Origin of the sequence: Amycolatopsis acidiphila, from assembly GCF_021391495.1 — a bacterium.
Taxonomy (GTDB): domain Bacteria; phylum Actinomycetota; class Actinomycetes; order Mycobacteriales; family Pseudonocardiaceae; genus Amycolatopsis_E; species Amycolatopsis_E acidiphila.
Genome location: NZ_CP090063.1, coordinates 5,478,442 through 5,493,820, shown reverse-complemented (window position 1 = coordinate 5,493,820; position 15,379 = coordinate 5,478,442). Strand labels below are relative to the sequence as shown.

The 15,379-nt window shown below is 69.0% G+C and carries 15 protein-coding genes; 7 read left to right on the top strand and 8 right to left on the bottom strand.

All coding sequences use genetic code 11. From position 1 onward, the window contains the following. Positions 1 to 25: 25 nt before the first annotated feature. The 4 genes from LWP59_RS26885 to LWP59_RS26870 all read left to right on the top strand — a co-directional run bounded on the left by LWP59_RS26885 (position 26) and on the right by LWP59_RS26870 (position 3,959). Positions 26 to 943, top strand: coding sequence for a 1-phosphofructokinase family hexose kinase (locus LWP59_RS26885; RefSeq protein WP_144635855.1), 918 nt, complete (start codon positions 26 to 28; stop codon positions 941 to 943). Then, a complete protein-coding gene (locus LWP59_RS26880; RefSeq protein ID WP_144635858.1) occupies positions 944 to 1,786 on the top strand; it encodes a class II fructose-bisphosphate aldolase in 843 nt (280 codons plus the stop codon). A gap of 23 nt (positions 1,787 to 1,809) precedes the next feature. Beyond that, positions 1,810 to 2,292 carry a heterodisulfide reductase-related iron-sulfur binding cluster gene (locus tag LWP59_RS26875; protein WP_229858110.1) on the top strand — a complete coding sequence of 161 codons (483 nt, stop codon included), beginning with the start codon at positions 1,810 to 1,812 and terminating at the stop codon, positions 2,290 to 2,292. 647 nt (positions 2,293 to 2,939) lie between these two features. Beyond that, positions 2,940 to 3,959: an ArsR/SmtB family transcription factor gene (locus LWP59_RS26870; RefSeq protein ID WP_144635861.1), complete on the top strand. Its 1,020-nt coding sequence runs from the start codon at positions 2,940 to 2,942 to the stop codon at positions 3,957 to 3,959. Between the two features lie 4 nt (positions 3,960 to 3,963). Here LWP59_RS26870 and LWP59_RS26865 read toward each other — a convergent pair whose 3' ends face one another. From LWP59_RS26865 to LWP59_RS26845, 5 genes are all read right to left on the bottom strand, one after another. Next, on the bottom strand, positions 3,964 to 5,784 hold the full coding sequence (locus LWP59_RS26865; protein WP_144635864.1) for a hypothetical protein: 1,821 nt from the start codon (positions 5,782 to 5,784) through the stop codon (positions 3,964 to 3,966). Between the two features lie 461 nt (positions 5,785 to 6,245). After that, on the bottom strand, positions 6,246 to 6,554 hold the full coding sequence (locus LWP59_RS26860) for a hypothetical protein (protein ID WP_144635868.1): 309 nt from the start codon (positions 6,552 to 6,554) through the stop codon (positions 6,246 to 6,248). After that, positions 6,551 to 7,024 carry a MarR family winged helix-turn-helix transcriptional regulator gene (locus LWP59_RS26855; protein ID WP_144635871.1) on the bottom strand — a complete coding sequence of 158 codons (474 nt, stop codon included), beginning with the start codon at positions 7,022 to 7,024 and terminating at the stop codon, positions 6,551 to 6,553. The genes LWP59_RS26860 and LWP59_RS26855 overlap by 4 nt, the downstream gene beginning before the upstream one ends. Continuing rightward, positions 7,021 to 8,406 (bottom strand): MFS transporter, encoded by a 1,386-nt coding sequence (locus tag LWP59_RS26850; RefSeq protein WP_144635874.1) that lies wholly within the window; start codon positions 8,404 to 8,406, stop codon positions 7,021 to 7,023. The genes LWP59_RS26855 and LWP59_RS26850 overlap by 4 nt, the downstream gene beginning before the upstream one ends. Positions 8,407 to 8,652: 246 nt before the next feature. Further along, a complete protein-coding gene (locus LWP59_RS26845; RefSeq protein WP_144635877.1) occupies positions 8,653 to 9,282 on the bottom strand; it encodes a hypothetical protein in 630 nt (209 codons plus the stop codon). A 217-nt stretch (positions 9,283 to 9,499) separates the two neighbouring features. Between LWP59_RS26845 and LWP59_RS26840 the strand changes: the two genes are divergently transcribed. After that, the gene (locus LWP59_RS26840) at positions 9,500 to 10,309 is read left to right on the top strand and encodes a TetR/AcrR family transcriptional regulator (protein WP_144635880.1); all 810 of its coding nucleotides are present in this window, start codon (positions 9,500 to 9,502) and stop codon (positions 10,307 to 10,309) included. Positions 10,310 to 10,332: 23 nt separating this feature from the next. Continuing rightward, positions 10,333 to 12,714: an ATP-binding protein gene (locus LWP59_RS26835; RefSeq protein ID WP_144635883.1), complete on the top strand. Its 2,382-nt coding sequence runs from the start codon at positions 10,333 to 10,335 to the stop codon at positions 12,712 to 12,714. On the opposite strand, the gene LWP59_RS26830 is transcribed toward LWP59_RS26835, so the two are convergent. From LWP59_RS26830 to LWP59_RS26820, 3 genes are all read right to left on the bottom strand, one after another. Continuing rightward, a complete protein-coding gene (locus LWP59_RS26830) occupies positions 12,701 to 13,093 on the bottom strand; it encodes a nuclear transport factor 2 family protein (RefSeq protein ID WP_229858107.1) in 393 nt (130 codons plus the stop codon). The genes LWP59_RS26835 and LWP59_RS26830 overlap by 14 nt on opposite strands. 41 nt (positions 13,094 to 13,134) lie before the next feature. After that, complete coding sequence (locus tag LWP59_RS26825; RefSeq protein ID WP_144635886.1) at positions 13,135 to 14,319, bottom strand: acyl-CoA dehydrogenase family protein; 1,185 nt, start codon at positions 14,317 to 14,319, stop codon at positions 13,135 to 13,137. Positions 14,320 to 14,404: 85 nt separating this feature from the next. Next, complete coding sequence (locus LWP59_RS26820) at positions 14,405 to 14,761, bottom strand: DoxX family protein (protein WP_144635889.1); 357 nt, start codon at positions 14,759 to 14,761, stop codon at positions 14,405 to 14,407. A gap of 97 nt (positions 14,762 to 14,858) precedes the next feature. Between LWP59_RS26820 and LWP59_RS26815 the strand changes: the two genes are divergently transcribed. Next, a complete protein-coding gene (locus tag LWP59_RS26815; protein ID WP_222425464.1) occupies positions 14,859 to 15,302 on the top strand; it encodes an acyl-CoA thioesterase in 444 nt (147 codons plus the stop codon). The last annotated feature ends 77 nt before the right edge of the window (positions 15,303 to 15,379 follow it).

The window sequence follows — 15,379 nt, the reverse complement described above, 5'->3', positions numbered from 1 at the left end:
AGTAGGCCGCGCGAGAAGGAAAGGCATGATCCTCTGCGTCACGCTGAATGCCGCGCTCGATGTCACCTACCTGGTCGACACGGTGCGGTGGAACTCGACGAACCGGGTCGCTTCGGTCGCCGAGCGTGCCGGCGGTAAGGGCGTCAACGTCGGCCGCGTACTGGCCATGCTGGGCCACGAGGTGGTGCTGACCGGGCTGCTCGCCGGCGACAGGGGCGCGCGGATCAGCGACGAACTCACCGCCGCCGGCCTCGTGCATGACTTCCTGCCGGTGGAGGGCGGCGAGTCACGCCGAACGCTGGCCATCGTGGACGGTGCCACCGGCGAGACGACCGGTTTCTGGGAAGGCGGTCCGCGAATCGAAACCCAGGCCTGGAGCCAATTCCGCGATCGTTTCTCCGGTTTGCTCACAGGCGCGCGAGCGGTCGTCCTGTCCGGAAGCATGCCCGTCGCGGTGCCGGACGACGCGTACGCACAACTGGTCGCCATCGCCCGCGAGGCCGGGGTACCGGTGGTGCTGGACGCGGACGGTGTCGCACTGGTCAACGGGGTGGCGGCCGCACCCGACATCGTCAAGCCCAACACCGACGAGTTGTACGCCGCCACCGGCCTGGACGACCCGCTGGTGGGCGCCGCACTGCTCCGCGAGCGGGGCGCGGGCGCGGTGGTCGTCTCACTCGGCGTGGGCGGCATCGTGGCCTCCACTGCGGCGGGGCGTTGGGCGGCCCGGCTGCCCACGGCACTGTCGGGCAACCCCACCGGGGCAGGTGACGCGGGAGTCGCGGCGCTGGCACGTGGTCTGGTAACCGGAAACAGCTGGCCAGAGCGTCTGCGCGAGATGGTGGCCCTGTCCGCCTCGGCGGTGCTTCGCCCGCTCGCCGGCGACGTCGATCTGGCCAGCTATCACCGCTTCGTCGACTCCGTTGAACTCGAGGAGATCTGAATGCCACTGGTGACCACTCGGGAGATCATCGACTCAGCGCGCCGCGACGGCGCCGGAGTCGGCGCGTTCAACGTCATTACCCTCGAACATGCCGAGGCGATCGTGATGGCAGCGGAATCCGCCGGCCGCCCGGTGATCCTCCAGATCAGCGAGAACGCGGTCAAGTTCCACTTCGGACTCCTGCGACCGATCACCATGGGTGTCACCGAGATCGCCACGAGGGCGCGCGTACCGGTGTCGCTCCACCTGGATCACGTCGAGGACCAGGAGCTACTACACCAGGCTGCGGATGCCGGCTTCAGCTCCGTCATGTATGACGCATCGAAGAAGGCATATGCCGACAATGTCGCCGATACCCGAGACGCGGCGCGGTGGGCCCGTGATCACGGGCTGTGGCTGGAGGCAGAGCTCGGTGAGATCGGCGGAAAGAACGGAGCGCACGCACCGGGCGCCCGAACCGATCCCGACGAGGCGGCGGCCTACGTGGCGGAGACCGGGGTGGACAGCCTCGCCGTCGCCATCGGCAGCTCACACGCGATGGCAGTGCAGACCGCCGATCTCGATCTCGATCTGCTGGTGCGACTTCGGGACCGTGTTCCGGTTCCGCTGGTACTACACGGATCGTCCGGTGTGCCGCACGACCAGCTCCGGTCGGCCGTCCACCACGGCATGGTGAAGATCAACATCGGGACGGCGCTGAACGTGGCCTATACCGGCACGGTACGCGAAATCCTGTCGCAGCCGGACGCCCCGATCGATCCGCGCAAGTACCTCGGGCCCGCACGCGATGCCATGGCGGAAACGATCACGCACCTGCTGGGCGTCCTCGACCCCCGCCAGTGACCGGTCAGCATGGTTCGCCCGCCATGGCGGCACCGCCGACCCACACGGGCGGCCGGGTCGTGCTGTTTCCGGACACCTTCAACAACCACCTGCACACCGACGTGGGTGTCGCCTACGTCGAGGCGATCGAGGCGGCGGGCTGGCGTGTCATCATGCCGGACGTGCACGTCTGTTGCGGCCGCCCGCTGTACGACTACGGTTTTCTCGCTGTGGCCGAGCGCTACCTGTACCGGGTGCTGGAGCAGTTGCGTGACTACGTGCGCGAGGACATCCCGGTGGTGGGCATGGAACCGAGCTGTCTGGCGGTGTTCAAGGACGAGCTGGTCAAGATGCTGCCGCACGACGACGACGCGCGACGGCTGGCTCGCAACGCCTATCACTTCGCCGAGTTCTTCCAGGCGTTCGACGTGCCGGTACCCACCGCCTCGGGACGCGCGCTGCTGGGTGTCGTGAGTGTTCTGGCGTCCCGACAGGCCCTGCTTCGGGTGGACACTGCGGCAGGGTAGGGGAAGAGCCCGGCCGGCACAGCGTCGCGCGGCCCGGCTTCCGCGCAAGGCGACGGACGTCAGGGCCGGTCGCGGGCGTGGAGCCGGGAGGGCATGGCGTTGTAGGCGTGATGCCTCCTCGTCGAGATCGACTCCGGCGCCGAGATGCCCATCGCGGACCGGCGTGCGGCCGCCGACCCAGATGATCGCCCCGAGGACGGGCAGGCGCATCGCTTTGTTTCCCCCGCCTCGGATACGCAGCGTGAGTTCGTGCCCCCGGGGCGGCAGACACTGCATTCACACCGGGTTCCAGACTCGACGAAGGGGTGGGCGACCTGGTCTTTCGTGTTCGTCTTCCGTTGAACCGAGAAGGCTGGACGCAGGGAGGTTCGCGTTGAGTCACCGGTGCGGGTGTCAACGGGCCGTCGCATTGCGCCGGGCCGTCCTCCGGCTGAGCAGCGAGTCATTTGCGATGTGGGTGACCGGCGGCTGCTTCCGTGCTGCCGCCGGGACTGATGGCGTGCGGTGAGCCGGGATCCTTCAGGCGGCCGTCCGAGCGAAGGTGCACGGACCGGCTGCCGCCCAGGAGACGAACACCGGCGAGCAAGGCAACCCGCCGACGGCCGAACTCGTGCATCTTCCGGCGCAGTCCCACCACGACGGGGACAATGGAGTTCCCATGGATGCTGGGGGTGGTGTTCGTGTCGTTGCGACTGGTGTTCGGCAGCTCGGACCTGGCCGGGGTCCGCCTCGCCGACGGGCCCGATCCGCTGTGGGAGCTCGTGCTCGCGCTGATCCAGGCCCAGACCCGCGACCACCGCTACGTGGCCTGGCGCCGGGACGTGCACCGCCGGCTGGTGACGGCCAGGCGGGCAGGCGTGCCGGCAGCGATCGGGGCTTTGCGGGAGCTGGTGCCGCCGCACGGAGATTTTCCCGACTTCCTGACGCCGCCGTCCACAAAGGACTTTGACGTGGGGTGCGAGGTCATCGCTGGTACGCCCCGTACGCGGCTGCGGATCGAGATCGCGGCTGTGTTCACGAACAGGACCGCCCCACCGTCGGTCCGGTCCCTGACCACCGACGCGGGAACAAGCCTCGGCGAGCTGATCGAGGTCGTGCGTTATGCCCATGGCGCGCTGCTGGCGCCGTACTGGAGCAGTATCTGTGATGCAGTGGCAGCGGAACGGGCACGCCGGGCGCGCGCCCTGACCGCGAGCGGTGCGGGAGAATTCCTGGCGGGGCTGCCGGGTTCGCTGTTGTGGGACGGCGAAGTCCTCACCACCGGCTATCCGGTCGACCGGACCGTGGTCCTGGGCGGGCGGGGCATCACCGTGGTGCCGACCTACTTCTGCTCCGGCGACCCGGTCACGTTTATCGACCCGGACCTGCCCCCGGTGCTGGTGTGCCCGCTCGCGGACGCCGCCGGGCTGGTGGACTCGCCGCCGGTGTCCGCCGGTTTGGCCCGGCTGCTCGGCGAAACCCGGGCCTGCTGCCTGGACGCGCTGCGCACCCGCATGACCACCAGCGAACTCGCCCAGCGCCTCGACATCACTGTCGGCGCGGCGAGCAAACACGCGGCCGTACTCCGTCAGAACGGCTTGATCGCCTCCACCCGCCGGGGCGGCGCGGTACTGCACCAGCTCACCCGGCTCGGCGCGGCCCTGCTGGCCGGTGCCGAGCCGGAATGACCCTTTACCTCACTTGACAGAGCTGGCCGACGGAATCCTTCTGCCAGGTGAGCGGAACTTTCTTCCCCGCGGCCTTGAGCAGTTGCTCGACCTCGGCGGTCGGGCCCTGATTGGTGGGGTCCGTAGCGCCCGGCAGGAACAGCCAAACTACCTTGTGCACACCCGAAGCCGGACTGCTCAGCAGCGCCACATCGTTGTTGATCTGCTGTTCGACCTTGTCGAGTGCCCTGTTGTCGCCCCCGGTCTTGACCTCGATCGCGGTTCCGTCCGGGGTGAGCACGTCGACGATCCGCTCGGACTCGGTGCCGCCGTTGTCGATCTCGAAGGGGACTTCGACGCGGGAACCGCTGTTCTCCGGGCGGAGCGCCACTCGGTCCCTGGCCTCCGCGGCCCACATCGACTGGTCGAACGTCTTCTGGCTGGACCAGGCGAACGTCACGCCCTCGAAGTCGAACGTGCCCGGTTTCGGCAGCCAGCCCGCCTGCTTGTACACCGCGGGCCCGTCCGGCAGGCTGATGACCCGCTGCGTCTCCAGGTTGTCCCCGCCCGGATCGGAACTCAACCTGGCCGTCGCCATCCCGTACTGGCCGTTGCAGACCGGAGTGGTGACGGGACGCGATTCGAAGTCGTAGTCGTTGGCCACGGGCGGCTGGTTGATGCTCGCGCTCACCGGCTGCCCTTGCGCGCGGGTGAGGAAGTAGGTCTCCGACCGGCACGGCTGCGGCGAGCACCCGGCCTGTCCCGGTGGGTAGACCGTGGTGAACTGGCCCACCCGGACGTCGCCGTACCGCGGGCCGCGAAGCACTGTGCTCAGCCCCAGCACGCGGGAAGTGAGCCCCCAGCCGGAGTACAGGCGCACGTGGGTGCTCGAGAACATGATCCCCTGCTCCGGCCCGGTGGTCTGGCGGGCCAGGCAGTTCTGCACGGTGCCGACCTGCTTCACCCCCTGGTCCGTGGTGGTGATCTCGTTGCCGGTGCTGACACTCACCGACCGCACGCGCAGGTTCAGCGGCTGCCTTTTGGGTGTGGTATCCGGGCAGGACTCCTCGGCGTCGTGTGGGTCCTTGCCGTCGCCGGTCTTCGTGACGGTCGGGGGTGGCGCCGGGGTCGACGTGCACCCCTGGACCTTCGGCTGCCAGTCGGTGACGCTGCCAGTCGACAGGTAGTAGTCGTTGACGTACCCCTCGATCGCATTGTCCTGGGGGTCGAAAACTTCGAACCAGTAAGGATCTCCGTCCACGCGCGCCCCGGCCACTTCCGTCCAGCAGTACACCGCTAGCGCGGCACCGTCGTTGTAGGTCTTGGTGATGATGTGCGCGGCGGTGAGGTCCGGCTGTGTCAGCAAGTGCAGGTACGAATCGTCGCTCACCGTGGTCACGTTCGCGCATTGCGCGCGGTATTCGCCGCCCTGGCGGTCGCACTGGTACACGCCCGTCGTCACCGGCGGGTTGTTGTCACCCGAGCATTCGCCCACCGTGTCCAACCAGTCCGACGGCCGCCCGGTGGTGAGGTTGTGGTCGCTGACGTACCCCTCGACGGAGTTGTCGTGAATGTCGAACACCGAGAACCAGTAGGCGTCACCGTCCAGTGCCTCCTGCAGCGGGCTCGTCGCCCAGCAGTCGAGCACGAGCTGGTCCCCGTTGTTGTACGCGGTGCCGGCCACGGCCGGCGCGTCGGCCGCGGCGCTTTGCAGCAATGGCAACGTCTGCCCGGCTGGCACGGCGGTTACCTGGGCGCAGTAGAAACGATCGATCTGGCCCTGGCGGTCACACTGCTGCGGGACCGCCAGGGCCGCGCCCGGCGCGACAAGCGACACCCCTGCCATGACTAGTACTGCGGCGACTATCGACAACGCTGCCCGCATGCGGGCTCTGCGCATCGGCATTCTGACCCCCAAGTTCCGGTTCGCTGCCTACAAACCGAACAGCGTGGACCCCGGGACGGGGTACCGCCACCCTTTTCCCTCACGGGAAGAAGCCGCAATTCCGGCACCGAATCTTGGGGGCGCGTTTTCCGCCATCAGCCAGTGCGTGCCCATCAAGGTCGAACCACCGTGCCCCCGCAGATCGTGCCAAAGGTCACCGACGAGAACATCGTCCTCAGCGACGCCACCGGCGCCAAGCACACCTGGACCAAGAAGGCCACCGGCGGCTACACCACTCCCGTCGACGAGGACCGCGTGCTGGGGTCGAACAACGCCGGCCGCGGCCGCGGGCAAGGCTGCCGTCTCCGCAGACGACGCGCAGTGAACGCCCCGCCGGACGGCGATGGGCCGGGTGCAGCGGATCAGCGCACGGCAATACCGGTCACGGCAAGGACGCCCGCTGCGGCGATCAGCACGGTGAGCGCGAGGCCGTCGAGACGACCGGCCGCGGGTGCGGCGTCGCCGTCGGCCACCCGCCCTGCGCGCCGGTACCCGCTGACGGTCGCGGTGACGGCGGCGGCGAGGGACAGGGCACCCACGACGATGAACAGGTCGGCAGCGCCGACGCGCGCCGTGACGATCATCAGAACACCGACGATCGCCGCCCCCAGGCCGGTACTCCACCATGCGTTGCGCAGGACAACGGCCTGATCGCGGCGGGTGCCGGTCATCCGTGGTCCGCCTCCTCGTCTGGTCGCGGGTTGGCGAGCGCGTCAATCGCGCCGACCAGTTCACCCAGCGCGGGGAGCGCGGCGGTGAGGACATGCTGCCACCCGGGGTGCAGGTCCGCGAGTGCGCTGCGCAGGATGCCGGCGTTGGTGCGCTGCCAGCGCCGCACGGCCTCTTCGCCGGCTTCGGTGAGGGCGAGCTGTGCCGTGCGGCGGTCGCCGACGCCGCTGACCCTGGTGACCAGGTCGCGGGCGCGCAGCCCCTTCACGAGCGTGGTCACCGAGTTGGGGGCCAGGCGCAGGGCGCGCGCGAGCTGGCCGGGCTGGGCGCCGGGGTTTTCGGCGAGGCTGGAGAGCAACTCGAGTTGCGCCACCGAGAGGGGGTTGCCGGGGTCGGCGCTGCGGGCCGCGCGGCGCATCGCCCGGCGCAGGCGCGCGACGACGTCGGCCAGCTCCGCCTCGGTGCCGGTCATTCCTGGCCGCTCCGGGGGGTCGTGACCGCCAAGCCGGTGACACCCGCGATCAGTGCCACCAGAGCCATCCCGAACAGAGCGAGGTCGACGCTGCGGCCGGTGACTCCGCCGCAGACGTGCAGGGACAGGGTTACCAGCGCGACACCGAGCGCGGTGCCGAGTCCGCGTGCCATGTTCACCAGTCCGCCTCCCGTCGCCGACATCCGCTCGGGGATGGCGCCCATGATCGACGAGTTGTTCGCCGGGATGAACACGCCCAGCCCGAAGCCGACCAGCAACAGTAGCGGACCAACCAGCCCCGGCACGCCGGGAGCCACCGGAAGGACCCCGCAGCCCACGACGCACAGGGCCGAGCCGAGTACCGCGCGCCCGCGGGAGCCGAGACGGCGGGGCAGCAGCCAGCTTGCGCCGACGGCGGCCACCCCGAACCCGGCGGGCAGGCAGGTCAGCACGAGCCCCGCCGCGCCGTGGGTGCCGAGTGTCTGGGGAAACAGTGCCAGCGGGCCGAACAGCACGAGGTAACCGCACAACGCGCCGAGCAGACCCAGCGAGACCGCGGCAGGCCGCAGCACATCCAGATCCACCAGCGGACTCGCCGCGCGGCGTTCCCGCCGGCGAAACGCCACGACCGAGGCGACGGCGATCAGGACGAGCAGCGCGGCGACCCAGCCAGGCAGGCGCAGGCCGGACACGCCGGACAGGGCCAGCAACAGCGCGGTGGACCCGACCGCCAGCAGAACGAGGCCGGCGGTGTCGAACCGCCCGAGCGCGGTACGTTGCCGTGTCCTCGGCAGCAGAAATCGCCCGGCGACCAGGCCCAGCACCCCGACCGGGAGGTTGACCAGGAACACCCACCGCCAGCCGACCGAGCTGACCAGCAGCCCGCCCAGGGCCGGGCCGAGCGCCAGCCCGAGCGCCTGCGCCGCGGCCTGCACCCCGAGAGCCGAGCGCCTCCTGGCGGCGGGCACGCTGTTGACGACCAGCGCGACGCTGTTCGCCTGCAGCATCGCCGCGCCCACGGCCTGCACCACGCGGAAGCCGATCAGCCAGCCGAGCCCGGGTGCGAGCCCACAGGCCACCGAGGCCGCGGTGAAGACGCCGAACCCCCAGATGTACATGAGTTTGCGCCCGGCCGCGTCGGCGAGCCGCCCGGCTGCGGCCAGCAGGCCGACCAACCCGAGCAGATAGGCCAGCGACACCCATTCCACCGCCGCCAGCGGCTGGCCGAACTCGTGCTGCAGCGCGGGGAAGGTCAGCGTGACGATGCTGGCGTCCAGTTGCCCCATGAACGCGCCGAAGCACACCGTGGCCACCGCGAACCAGCCGGCGTGCGGATGGTCCCGGATCACCCTGGGCCGCGGCTGCTCCACCAGCATCGCCATCTGCCCCCCCTGCGCAGCTCTATCCTATTAATTCTGACACAGAACTATATCACGCCAAGATTGGCATCGGGTGCTGCTGATCTGTTCGCTTACTGTTCTGCTGCAGACGTTCGCGAGTTCAGGCTGACTTTCCTGCTGCCGGAAGCGCGGGCCGCAAGCTGACGTACCTGCGGGGTGTTCCCCGCCTTCGCGTCTGCTTTCGCGCTGCTCGCCGGGCTCGCGGCGTTCCTCGTCGGCTGGATGAGTTCAGGTTCGTTCCTCGTTCCCGCCCTGCTCCGCGCAGCGGGTCAATCGATCAGGTAGGCGGCGAACGCGAGCAGGGTGATCACCATCAGCGCGGTGGCAGGCCTCGGCGAGCAGCGCGACGTCGGCGTCGAGCAGGCCGCGGGCTTGAGCTGCCGCCGCGCGCACCGAGCTGATCCCCGGGTTGGGCCGCGCCCTGTCTTCGGCGGCGGCGACCGTGTCGGCGGCGAGTCGCGAATCGCCGGCGGCGAGCGCGATCCGGACGAGCTGCGGGTCGTCGGTGACGTCCATCGGGTAGAGCGGGGTGATGCGCCCGCCTGAACCCGGCCCGGCGGCATCGAGCACCGCGCGCGCATCCGCCGGCTTGCCGTCCGCCATCGCCCCGAGCGCGAGCAGCCGGCCGCCGTGCGCCCGGTTGGCAGGCGTGCCGTCTGCCAGCATCCTGCGTGCCAGTGCGGTCGTCTTGCGTCTTTGCCGCTCGTCGCCGGTGTGGATTGCTACCCGCCCAAGGGCGACCACGCCTGCCGCCACCCCGACACGATCGAGCAGACCGCCCGCGACACCGAGGCGTTCGTCGACGCCCTCGGTCTCGACACCGTCGATCTGCTGGCCACGCGTTTTCTCTGATCGCACGTGTCAGTGCATCGCCCGGGCGACGCTGGGATTGCGCCCATTCCCTGTCGGCGCCCTGACGATCCCGCCGGGAAGCAGTGACGCGCGGAGACCGCCGCGCGTCCGACGTCGACCCCATTCGACTCCGGAGTTCGTGGCGACAATTCCAGGAGATCCTCGAGTGTCCGCCCGGACGACGGTCGAGACGGTGATTTTACGTAGGCGTTAGCATTGGCGGGTGGCTGACGATAGCAAGAAGGCGACCGGGGCGAAGACCGGGCGGGCGGCGAAGGCGGGCAACGCCGGCGAGCAGGCCTCGCGCGGCACGGCGCGTCGCGGGCTGGTCGAGGACCAGATCTTCGCAGAGGCGGCCCGGCTGTTCGCGGAGCGTGGCTTCGCCGGGACCAGCCTCCAGGACATAGCCGATGCGATGGGCATGACGCGCCCCGCCCTCTACTACTACGTGCGGAACAAGGACGAGCTGCTCGCTCGGCTGATCACCGAGACCACCGAGGCCCCCGCTGCCGAGATCAGGCGGCTGGCGAAGCATCCCGACGCCGACCCAGCCGTCCGGCTGCGCGGTGTCGCGCGCGCGATGGCCCTGCGCCGGGCGACGGATCCCAACCGCTTCCAGATGCTGATCCGTTCCGAAGCGGAGCTGCCGCCGGAGCTGGCTCGCTCGCACCGGGCCGCCCAGCGTGCGACGCTGCGGGAGCTCATCCTCCTCATCGAAGAGGGCATCGAAAGCGGTCAGTTCCGACCGGTCGACCCCCGGACCACGGCACTGGCCGTGATCGGCATGTGCAACTGGATCTCTTGGTGGCAGCACTCGCTCGGCGAGCAGACCCCCAACGAGGTCGCGGAGCAGATCGCCGATCTCGCCCTGGTGATGGTCCGCCAGCCCGACGGCCACGTCCCGGGTGGGGCGGGCCCCCGCGGGGTGATCGCGCAGCTGCGCGCGGACCTCGACTATCTCGAGCGTGCGCTTGACCAGCAGAGTCAGGCCAAGGGCGCCGAGAAACCGCAGGCACGGCGGCGATCAAGCTGAGGTCCTCGGTGTAACGTCGGGCCATGGTTGCACGGTTGGTGGGAAACCTGCCGGCTGAAGTGACGAACTTCGTCGGGCGGGAGCGTGAGCTGGGCCAGGTGCGGCGGTTGCTCTCCGCCGGCCGCCTGGTCACCCTTACCGGACCGGGGGGCGTCGGCAAGACACGGCTCGCGCGCCGCGTCGCCTGCGAAGTGCACCGTGCCTTCCCCGACGGCGTGTGGCTGGTCGAACTCGCCGAGTTGGGTGAGGGCGACCTGCTCGCGGTCGAGGTGGCGAAGACCCTCGGGCTCACGGACAGCTCCAGGGAACCGACCGAGAGCCTGGCCGAGTATCTCAGCGACAAGAACCTCCTGCTGGTCCTGGACAACTGCGAGCATCTGAGCCGGCCGGTCGTGAAGCTGCTCAGCAAGCTGCTGGCGCGCGCTCCGGCACTGCGGGTACTCGCTACCAGCCGGCATGTGCTGGGCAGTGAAGGCGAACGTCTGTTCGAGGTTCCTGCCCTGTCCCTGCCCGAGACCGATACCTTCGGCCCCGGCCCGGCCGGGGTGATCTCGGAGGCCGTGGACCTCTTCCTGGACCGTGCCGCGGCCGTGGTCCCCGAGCTGCCCGAGGGACCCGAATTCCGGCGTGCGGTGATCGAGCTCTGTCGGCGCCTGGACGGGATCCCGCTGGCCATCGAACTGGCCGCGGCACGCATGCGCGCCTACCCCGTCGAGGAGATCCTAGCCAGGGTGGAAAGCGCACTGGACATGCTGACCACCGGGCCCGCCTCGGCGCCGCCTCGCCACCGTGGCCTGAAGGCCGCCATCGGGTGGAGCTTCGACCTGTGCTCGCCCAGTGAACAGCTCATGTGGGCGCGACTGTCCGTGTTCGCCGGCGGTTTCGACCTCGCCGCGGCCGAGGGCATCTGCTCGGACGACCGGCTGCCGCGCGCGGATGTGTTCGATCTCCTCGGCAGCCTCGTGGACAAGTCCATCCTGCACAGGCAGAGCGGGGGTGGCGCCCGGTTCTCGATGCTCGAAACCGTCCGCGAGTACGGCAGGTCACGTCTCGCCGGGCTGGGCGAGGACAAGGAGGTGCGGCTTCGCCACATCCGGCATTTCGCCGCGCTGGCCGAGCGCGAGCGCACGGACTATTTCAGCGAGCGCGAGATCGGTTGGTTCCAGGAGATCAGCTTCAATCACGCGAACATCCGGCTCGCGCTGCAGGCGTCCCTTTTCGACCTGCACGAGCCTCGGATCGCCCTTCGTGTCGCCGCTCGTCTGCGGATGTACTGGGCGACCCCCGGCGTGGTGCTGGAGGGCTACCAGTGGTTACGAAAGGCCCTCGCCGCCAACCCGGAGCCGACGGAAGATCGAGCCGAGGCGTTGTGGGCCTGCGCCTATATCGAAGTGCTGCTCGCAGAGGTGGACAGCGCGGCGCGAACGATGGCCGAGTGCCGAGAGCTCGCGGGCAGGTTCTCGCTACACAGGGTGGACGCTGCCCTGACTCTGTGCCCGATCCTGGCCGATTTCCTGCTTGGTGACGTGACAGCCGCCTTGGCGCACGCCAGGGAGGCTGTCGCTTGTGGACGCAAGGTCGACGAGCCCACGGTGACCGGGGAAGCGCTGTTCTACGCGGCGTCCATGGCGTTCGCGTCCCGGGACCCGGGGGCCGAACGGCTGGCCGACGAGGCGTTGGAGTTCCTCGAACGCAAGGGCGCCCAGTTGTGGCGCGCTTCCGCGCTGTGGATCAACGGCCTCGTACGCTGCCGGGCCGACAGTCGTGACGAGGCGACGACATGTTTCCTCGACGCGTTCGAGATCTTCCGGCGGCTCAACTACGGGCTGGGCGTGGCCCTGTGCCTCGACGGGCTGGCCTGGGTCGCGGCGAGCGCCGGTGAACTGGCGCGAGCGGCAGCGTTGCTCGGGGCGGCTCACCCCATTTGGGAGACTGGTCCCCACCACATGATGCCGTATCTTTTCAGTCAGCTCGCGGTCAAGGGCGAGGTGGAGACCCTGGTCCGCGCAGGTGTTGGCGATGCGGCCTTCGCGGAGGCCTTTTCCCGGGGGACATCGCGATCTCCGGAGGAACTCGTCGGCGAGATCACGGGTCTGCCGTCACCAGGTCCCACAGCGGGGTCCCCCGTGACGACGCAGGATCGGCTCGGCGCGCTGACGAAGCGGGAGCGCCGGGTCGCCGAGCTGCTGGCGAAAGGGATGAGCAACCGGGAGATCGCGGCCGAGCTCGTGCTTTCCCACCGGACGGTGGAATCGCACGTCCAGCACATTCTGACGAAGCTGGACTTCCATTCCCGGACCCAGATCGCCTCCCTGGTCAGCAGGGTCGAGGCGGCCGGCTGGCCGGAGGTACGGCGGGAACCGGCCACGGTCGCCCGGTTCCCGCCTACGCTCAGGCGAACATGATCTCGTGCACCCGCTTGGTGTCGGTGTACTCGCGGATCCGGGAAATGCGGTCGCCCTCGAACTCGAACACCAGGTGGTACTTGTTGCTGTAGTGCTTCCCGTTCTTCAGGTCGGCCTCGGACTCGGTCTCCACGGACACGCGGTCGCCTTCGGCGGTGAAACCGACCGGCGTGAACTTGATCGGCCCGGCCGCCATCGCGGCTATCCCGGTGACCATCTGGCTGATACCCGCCTTGTCGTGGTCGCCCGAGATCGGCAGATCGCCCGCCACCCACCACGTCGCGTCGTCGGTCAGGCGGGCCAGGACTGCGTCCGCGTCGCCGGCTTCGAACGCCTTCAACATCTCGGCCACCGTGGCCTTGTTCTGCTCGGCACTCACCACTCGCTCCTGTCTGTTGCGGCTGACTGTCCTTTTGCTACTCAGAGCAGGTCGGTGCCAGGCTCGAGCCCGGCCAGTACGCGGCCGTACAGCTCGGCGCTCGTCGAGTGCACCAGGAAGGCGTGCACCGACAGGGCCTGGATGTCCCGGACGATGCGCTGCAACGGATCCTTCAGGTGGATCGCGCTGGCACCGGACGCCCGCTGCGCGATGTCGACGACCTCGCGGCAGAGGTTCACCGTCCACGCGAGATCACCCCGGATCCGGACCCGCTCCTCCAGGTCGAGCGGTCCGTCGGTCAGCTTCATAGCCGTCTGCGCCGCGCGCTGGGCGTGGAAGCGCGCCTCGTCGAACTTCATGCAGGCTTCGCTGAGCTGGAAATGCGTGATGGGAGCGTCGGCCGCGCGCGTGTAGCTGGTGTAGGTGATACCTCGCTTGTGGATCCGCTCCCGGAACAGGCTCAGCGCCTCGCCGGCGAGCCCGAGGGGTGCGCCGACACTGCCCGCGATGAACAGGGGAATCGTCGGGATCTGGAAGAACGGGTCGGCGAAGTCGGCTGACGGGGGCTGGCCGAGCTCGGGAGCCGCCGGCCGGACCACCCGGTGCGCGGGCACGAACTTGTCGTTGACGCTGATCGTGTTCGAGCCGGTGCCGGTGAGGCCGGAGACCTGCCAGTCGTCGGCGACGGTGCAGTCCTGCTTGGGCACGAGGAACATCGCCGGCTCCGGCGCCTTGTCCCCGTCGAGGATCAAGGACAAGAAGATCGCCCATTGGGCGTGGTGCTGGCCGGAGCAGAACCGCCACGTTCCGGACAGGCGGTAGCCGCCGTCGGCCGGAATCGCCTGGCCGTTCGGCGTGAACGACTGCGCGAGCTTCGGGTACTCGTTGGCGTAAACCTCGTCGTTGGCTGCCTCGGAAAACGCGGTCAGCATGTACATGTTGCCGTTGTAGATGCTCGCGACCCAGGCCGTCGATCCGCAGGCCTTCCCGAGCTCTTCCATGACCCCGTTGAAGGTCTCGATCGATGCCTGATGGCCCCCGCGGGACCGCGGCGCCAGCACCTTGTGGAGCCCGGCTTCGTCCAGGAGGCGGATCGTCTCATCCGGAAGGCGTCCGAGACGCTGCGCTTCGGCGGCCAGCGCACGCACTTCCGGCGCCACTGCCGCGGCTGCCTCGACCAGTGAGCTCTCGCTGGCGGGCGCGGTCACGGCCACTGTCTCTGCCATGTTGTTGACCCCTTTGTCGGCTACGCGAAGGCGGGACGGTTCCCGCAAGCTTGCGGGAGACGGTATCCGCACTTCAACTCTTGTGTCAAATGTTTGTCGTTAGCGATAGTATGGTCATGGTCAGCGTGAACAGGCCCAGTAGTGCGGGCACGGCGGTATTCGCCGGCTTGTCCTTGCCGCGCAGGTGATAGCTGGTCGCGAGCACCATCATGATCGTCAGACCGATCGCTGCCGCGATACCCAGCGGTGGCCACCACAGGTCGGCGACAAGCGCGGCCGCGGCCGCGATCTCGAGCACTCCCGCCGTCTTGTGCAGGCGACGTGGCACGCCGATCGCCTCAGCGGCCACTTCGATCGCTTCGACCCCGATGAGCTTGACGAGTCCGGAGACAAGGAAAACCGCTGCCAGTACAAGGGAAAGTACGTGAATGAAGGTGTGCATGGCGGAACTCTAACCGAAACGGACCAGAGCGAAGAATTATTGACGTTTACGTAGAGACGTGTGACGATGGCCTGGCTCGGCTCGGTGAGGAGGCGGTATGACGTCCGGCGATGCGTCCACCCCGATCGTGGTGGTGCGCGATCGGTTCAGGGTCACCATGTGCGACACCGACGCGGCCCGGCTGATCTATTTCGGTGCTCCTGCCCGTTGGGCGGAGCGCTTGCTGACCACCTGGCTGGCGGACGTGGGGTGTCCCCTGTCGAAGTCGCTCGACAGCGGGTTCGGCGACCCCGTGGTGCATGCCGAGATGACCTACCACTCCCCGCTGCGGCTGGACGACGAGGTGAACGCGACGTTGTCGCTCATCCGGCGCACCGAGCGGTCGCTGACCTTCCACTGCGGGTTCGGGCTGGGCTCCGGTCCTGCTACGGCGGTCGAGGTCCGCCTCACCAAGGTGCACGTCCGGTTCGGACCGGACGGAGCCGAGGCGGTGCCGCTGGCAGGTCCGCTGCTCGATGCGCTCGTCGCAGCAGCCGGGTGAGCCCGCAGCACTGTTGATCAAGCTCCGAGTCAGAAAGGCTCCTCATGGTTGATACCCGCGTTCCGGTACCCGCGCCG

Bases quoted from the DNA above. Each gene is read 5' to 3' on its own strand.
- LWP59_RS26865 (WP_144635864.1), bottom strand. From the start codon at position 5,784: ATGGCAGGGGTGTCGCTTGTCGCGCCGGGCGCGGCCCTGGCGGTCCCG.
- LWP59_RS26885 (WP_144635855.1), top strand. From the start codon at position 26: ATGATCCTCTGCGTCACGCTGAATGCCGCGCTCGATGTCACCTACCTG.
- LWP59_RS26870 (WP_144635861.1), top strand. From the start codon at position 2,940: ATGGAGTTCCCATGGATGCTGGGGGTGGTGTTCGTGTCGTTGCGACTG.
- LWP59_RS26820 (WP_144635889.1), bottom strand. From the start codon at position 14,761: ATGCACACCTTCATTCACGTACTTTCCCTTGTACTGGCAGCGGTTTTC.
- LWP59_RS26835 (WP_144635883.1), top strand. From the start codon at position 10,333: ATGGTTGCACGGTTGGTGGGAAACCTGCCGGCTGAAGTGACGAACTTC.
- LWP59_RS26880 (WP_144635858.1), top strand. From the start codon at position 944: ATGCCACTGGTGACCACTCGGGAGATCATCGACTCAGCGCGCCGCGAC.
- LWP59_RS26855 (WP_144635871.1), bottom strand. From the start codon at position 7,024: ATGACCGGCACCGAGGCGGAGCTGGCCGACGTCGTCGCGCGCCTGCGC.
- LWP59_RS26815 (WP_222425464.1), top strand. From the start codon at position 14,859: ATGACGTCCGGCGATGCGTCCACCCCGATCGTGGTGGTGCGCGATCGG.
- LWP59_RS26875 (WP_229858110.1), top strand. From the start codon at position 1,810: ATGGCGGCACCGCCGACCCACACGGGCGGCCGGGTCGTGCTGTTTCCG.
- LWP59_RS26825 (WP_144635886.1), bottom strand. From the start codon at position 14,319: ATGGCAGAGACAGTGGCCGTGACCGCGCCCGCCAGCGAGAGCTCACTG.
- LWP59_RS26860 (WP_144635868.1), bottom strand. From the start codon at position 6,554: ATGACCGGCACCCGCCGCGATCAGGCCGTTGTCCTGCGCAACGCATGG.
- LWP59_RS26850 (WP_144635874.1), bottom strand. From the start codon at position 8,406: ATGGCGATGCTGGTGGAGCAGCCGCGGCCCAGGGTGATCCGGGACCAT.